Annotated in this window: 3 protein-coding genes; 2 read left to right on the top strand and 1 reads right to left on the bottom strand. The window is 50.4% G+C overall.

Annotated elements, in window-relative coordinates; all coding sequences use genetic code 11:
- Nucleotides 1-143: 143 nt before the first annotated feature.
- Entirely contained in the window at nucleotides 144-2,300 is a 2,157-nt protein-coding gene (locus tag LBJ25_06340; GenBank protein ID MDR1453572.1) for a UvrD-helicase domain-containing protein, read from the bottom strand.
- Nucleotides 2,301-2,415: 115 nt separating this feature from the next.
- Between LBJ25_06340 and LBJ25_06335 the strand changes: the two genes are divergently transcribed.
- Complete coding sequence (locus LBJ25_06335) at nucleotides 2,416-2,964, top strand: ORF6N domain-containing protein (GenBank protein ID MDR1453571.1); 549 nt, start codon at nucleotides 2,416-2,418, stop codon at nucleotides 2,962-2,964.
- 2 nt (nucleotides 2,965-2,966) lie between these two features.
- Nucleotides 2,967-5,159 (top strand): DNA internalization-related competence protein ComEC/Rec2, encoded by a 2,193-nt coding sequence (locus tag LBJ25_06330; protein ID MDR1453570.1) that lies wholly within the window; start codon nucleotides 2,967-2,969, stop codon nucleotides 5,157-5,159.
- Nucleotides 5,160-5,432: the final 273 nt, after the last annotated feature.

Below are 5,432 nucleotides of genomic sequence, written 5' to 3'. Positions count from 1 at the left end.
TTTGGTAGTTATCTTTGAATGGGCGTTGCATGCAACGTCCATTCTTTTATTATTTGCGGTCATGTTATAATTTCAATGGTTATGAAAAATTTCCGAAAAAAATATAAAACAAAATCGATACGGGCAGCCTGGTGGGATATTCTTTACAGCCTGCTCATTTTGGCGTATTTGACCAGCAGGGATTTGCGCGCGCGGGCGAATTGTATCTCGAGAGCCTGCTCCGCGCCTTTGCCAAAAACTTTCAGGACGCGGCCTTCGCCAAATGTGTCGTGCAAGACAGTGTCGCCGGCGGTATAACTTTGCATAGTATTTGCTGGCGCGGCCGCTGGCCTGCTCGCGCGCGGACGAACATAGTCCGTGTAGCTGCCGAAGAGGCGCGCGGACGTTTCTTTTTTGTCTAAAAGCTCGGCGGGAATTTCCGCGACGAAGCGCGAGACCTCATTGTAACGGGTTTCGCCGGCCTGTGAACGGATGCGCGCGGCGGAGAGAAAAAGCTGTTCCTGCGCGCGGGTGATCGCCACATAACAAAGCCGCCGTTCTTCTTCGAGCTGCGTTGTCTCGCTCAATGAACGGAAATGCGGCAGGACACTTTCTTCCAGACCGGTTAAAAACACCACTGGAAATTCTAACCCCTTGGCGCTGTGAATGGTCATCAAAGTCACCGCGTCACCGCTTTCGGTTTTGCTGTTGTCCGCATCGGTCATCAGACTGATCTGTTCCAAAAATTCCGCGAGAGCCTGCCGGCCGCTGGATCCAGCGGCAGTATGTTCGCGGGCGATACTGACTAATTCTAAAATGTTATTCAGACGTTCAAAGTCGGCTTCGTCGGTCGAGGTAGCCAGCAATTCGTGGTAACCGGATTTATGGATAACCGCCTCGACAAATTCCGGCAGCGGCAGCTCGAGACTTTGCAGGTCTTGAATTAATTTCTTAAATGTTGCTACGGCCTGCGTGGCGCGTTTATTTAGATCCGCCGTTTCCGCGCCGAGCGCTTCAAATAAGCTGGCGCCGGTTTGCGCGGCGAACTGTTCATATCTGGCGATAGTCCTGTCGCCGATGCCGCGTGGCGGCACATTGATAATGCGCTGTAAAGACACGCCGTCCTGCGGATTTACGATCAGCCGCAGATAAGCCAAAATATCCTTGACTTCTCTGCGCGCGTAAAAACGCACGCCGCCGATCAGCCGGTAAGGAATTTGCCGCTTGTTAAAAACATCTTCAAAAACGCGCGATTGAGCGTTGATGCGGTAAAACACCGCCAGATCATTCAAACTGTGCCGCGCACGCAGTTTTTCCACCAGCTCCGCTACGTAAACAGCCTCTTCGGTTTCCGAACCGGTCAGGACAAAGCTGCATTTTTCGCCGCCGAGTTTGTCCGTCCAGAGATTTTTTTCTTTGCGCAGAGAATTGTTTTTAATGACCGCGTTGGCGGCATTGAGTATGTTGGCTGTCGAGCGGTAATTTTGCTCCAGCAAAACAACTTTGGTTTGAGGATAGTCGCGCTCAAAATTTAAAATATTGGTGATGTCCGCGCCGCGCCAGGAATAAATATTTTGGTCATTATCGCCGACGACGCAGATGTTTTGCTGCCTGGCGGCCAGCAATTGAATAAGCGTGTACTGCGCGCGGTTAGTGTCCTGATATTCATCGACTAAAATATACTCAAATTGCTCCTGATAGCGCGTTAAAATCTCGGGATTTTTTTGCAGCAATTCGATAGTCAAAAGCAGCATGTCGTCAAAATCCACGGCGTTATTCCGGCGCAAAATGTCCTGATATTGCTGATAAATTTTAGCGATCATTTCCTGCACATCGTATTGCGCGCCGGCAGCGTATTCCTGCGGTGACAGCATTTGGTTTTTAGCCTGGCCGAGCTGGTGCAGAACTTTGGCCGGAGTGATTTTTTTATTTTCACTCAGCCCCTGCGCGCGCAGAATGTTTTTGATTACAGCCGTCTGGTCAGCGTCGTCGTAAATAACGTAATTATTATTGTAGCCGGGCAGTAAATGAATATGCCGGCGCAGGATCTTGCCGCAGATATGGTGGAACGTGCCGATCCAGGGCAGTTTGGCGCCGATCCGCGCTTCCATTTCCCGCGCGGCTTTATTGGTAAAGGTCACGGCTAGAATGCGTTCCGGAAAAATATTTTTTTCAGCCAGCAGGTATTTGATCCGCGTGGTCAGGACGCGCGTTTTGCCGCTGCCCGCGCCGGCAATGATCATGAGCGGGCCTTCGGTATACAGCACCGCTTCTTTCTGTTTGGCGTTCAAAGTTTCCAGCATGAAGCGCGATATTAACATTTTTTTGCGGGATTATAAAATTTCTGTCTGCCAGAGTTGGCATTTTTCTTGCGGTATTACCTATATAGGACTTGGCAAAAATCTTGGAGATTTTTGTAAAGAAAGGAGTAAAAGTATGAAAAAACAACTGGTTTTGGTGCCGAAGGATATTATAGAAAACAGGATTTTACTGATCCGCGGCAAGAAGGTGATGCTGGACAAGGATTTGGCCGGTTTGTACCAGGTTTCCACCAAAGTCTTAAATCAGGCTGTTAAGCGGAATGTCTACCGTTTTCCGCCGGATTTTATGTTCGTTTTAAATAAAAAAGAACTTGCAAACTTGAGGTCACAATTTGTGACCTCAAGTTGGGGTGGACAAAGATATAAACCATATGCTTTTACTGAACAAGGCGTGGCTATGCTTTCCAGCGTGCTTAATAGCAAACGGGCGATTATGGTCAATATTCAAATTATGCGCACTTTTACTAAACTGCGGCATATTATGCTGACGCACAAAGACTTGCAACGCAAGATCGAGGACATTATCCTGCGTCAGGAAACCAAATTTAAAACTTATGATGAGCAGATACAAAGCATATTCAAAGTTATAAATGAAATTCTCAATCCGGTTATACCAGAGCCGCCGAAAAAGAAATATGGTTTTTTGGCGGACAGAGAGAATTAAATATGCGTATTATTTTAGCGGCTTTGTTTTATTTCGCCGGTATTTTTTTGGCGGCCTGCTTTAATATTTACGCGGCTTTGTTTTTGGCCGGACTTGTTTTTTGCTGCTGGTGGAAAAAATACTGGCGTTGGTTTTTTCTCCTCTGTTTGGCTTTGGGCCTGGCGCGCACCGCCGGTCATCAAGCGGCGCTGGCGGCCAGACTTGCCGCGGCTGAAAACTGGCGTCCCGAGCAGCTCAAGCTGCGCATTGTTTCCGACCTGCAATACAAAGGAGACGCTGTGGTTTTTACAGCGCGGGCAGACGGTTACAAAATAATGGCGCGTTTGCGCGGCGCGGAAAATCTGCGTTACGGCGACGAGCTTACTTTGCATAAATTCCGTTTGTTTCCGCTACAGCTTAAACGCAATTTTTTTATCACCGGCTATGATGATTATTTGTATACGCACGGCTACGCTCTGCGCCTGCAGGCCGACGCGCGCGATATTACGGCGCGGCAGACGCGGTGGTCGCTCTTCGGTCTGGCCATAGACTGCAAAAACAAATTTGTGCAGATCCAAAAACAGACTTTGCCGGAAGAACAGGCCGCGATAATGTGCACGTTTTTGTTCGGCGCGGCATCCTCGGCGATCGACAGCGAGACTACAGCGGAATACCGCCGCGCCGGTGTGATCCACCTGCTGGTCGTTTCAGGAATGCACATCACGCTATTCGTGGCGCTGCTGCAAAGTTTGAGCGGCTGTCTGCGTTTGCGGCCCTGGCCGTCTTTCTGGCTGATCACGCTGGTCAATATCTTGTTTATCTTTGCGGTGGGCGCCGGGCCTTCTGTAGGCCGCGCCGGACTGATGGCCGAGATCGCTTTGCTGGGACGCACCGTGCGGCGGCCGACCGACGCTTACAACACACTTACGCTTTCCGGTCTGGGCTTATGTCTTGGAGATCCGTTGCTAATTTTTGACGTTGGTTTTCAGCTGTCTTTTGCCGCGACTTTTTCTTTATTGTTTTTGGCGCCGGTTTTGACCGAGCGTTTAAATTTTCTGCCGCGTTTTCTCCGCGATCTGACGGCCGTGTCCACCGCGCCGCTGCTGCTGACCACACCGCTGTGCATTTATTATTTCGGCGGCGTTTCGCTGGGCGCCTTGTTCCTGAATATGCTGGTCTTGCCATGGGTGGAAACCCTGACCTATCTCGGTTTTATTTCTTCATTTGTCGGTCTGCTGTCCCTGCCGCTGGCCACGCTTTTGAATACCGTGAGTTACGGGCTTTTTGTTTTGCTGGACTGGCTGGTCAGCATTTTTGCGCATACTTATATTGATCTGCCGCAAACTCCGCTGGCGCTGTTGTTTCTGGCTTCCGGCTGGTCTTTCGTTTTGGCGCTGCGGCCGCGCTGGCTGAGCAAATACACACTGATCTTGAGTATTTTTATTTTGGGCTGGCGCTGTTGCCCCGGGCCTGGTAATTTGCGCGTTATTTTTCTCGATGTGGGGCAGGGCGACTGTATTGTTTTAACGCGGCGCAGGCAGGCTCTGGTCATCGACTGCGGCTCGGAATCTGGCAGCGCGGCCGGCGATGTGCTCAAACAAACCTTGCTAAAACTCGGCGTCGACCGGCCGGATGTTTTGCTGACGCACGCGCATGCCGACCATTACAATGGTTTGCTGGAGCTGCCGCGGATCAAAACTCTAATCTTGCCGGACAGCGCGCCGGATTGGTTAAGGGAAAAGCTGGCGGACAAGGCGGAATATTTAAACGGCGAACTGCCTTTTGTGGAAATACACCGCGCCGCGCAAATTGATGAGAAAAATGAAAATAACAATTCTATTTTAGCCGTCCTGACGCAGGGCGATTTTCGCGCGTTGTTTACCGGCGATGCCGAGGCCGTAGCGGAAGAAAATTTTTTGGACATTGTGCCGGAAGCGGATCTCTTCAAAGCTGGACATCACGGCAGCAAAACTTCTTCCAGCGCGGAATTTTTGGCGGCGGTGAAACCGGACAATGCCGTCATCTCTTGCGGCGCGCACAACAAATACCGCCACCCCAATAAAGAGGCTCTGGATCGCTTGAGCGTCTGGGGCAATATTTGGCGCACGGACACCGACGGCGCGGTCATGGTGACAGTGTATCCGAGAAATTATCGTCTGGAGACCAGCGCGACACAGAGGCGGGCGGATTTTTCTATTCGCGCGAAGTATTTTTAAATTCTTTTCAGCTGGTCAAAAAGTTTGCAATTTTTTTCCATGGCTTACGATATAGATATAAGTAAGTAACACAGGTATAATTTTGTAAGTTTTGGGTATAACTATTATGTTGGAGAGAAAATGAAACTAGCTTTTGTAAAATGTGATAATAGCCTGACGTCAAGTAATGACGCGGTGCATAAGCATTGCTTAACAGTCGGGGGGGGGGCGCCGCGGGGGGGCGCGGGGGGTGGTAAGGAGGAGGGTGGGGTGGGGGGGGGGGTGGGGTGGGGG

It is taken from the genome of Candidatus Margulisiibacteriota bacterium (assembly GCA_031268855.1).
Classification (GTDB): Bacteria; Margulisbacteria; Termititenacia; order Termititenacales; family Termititenacaceae; genus Termititenax.
This window is presented reverse-complemented; position numbering and strand designations above follow the sequence as displayed.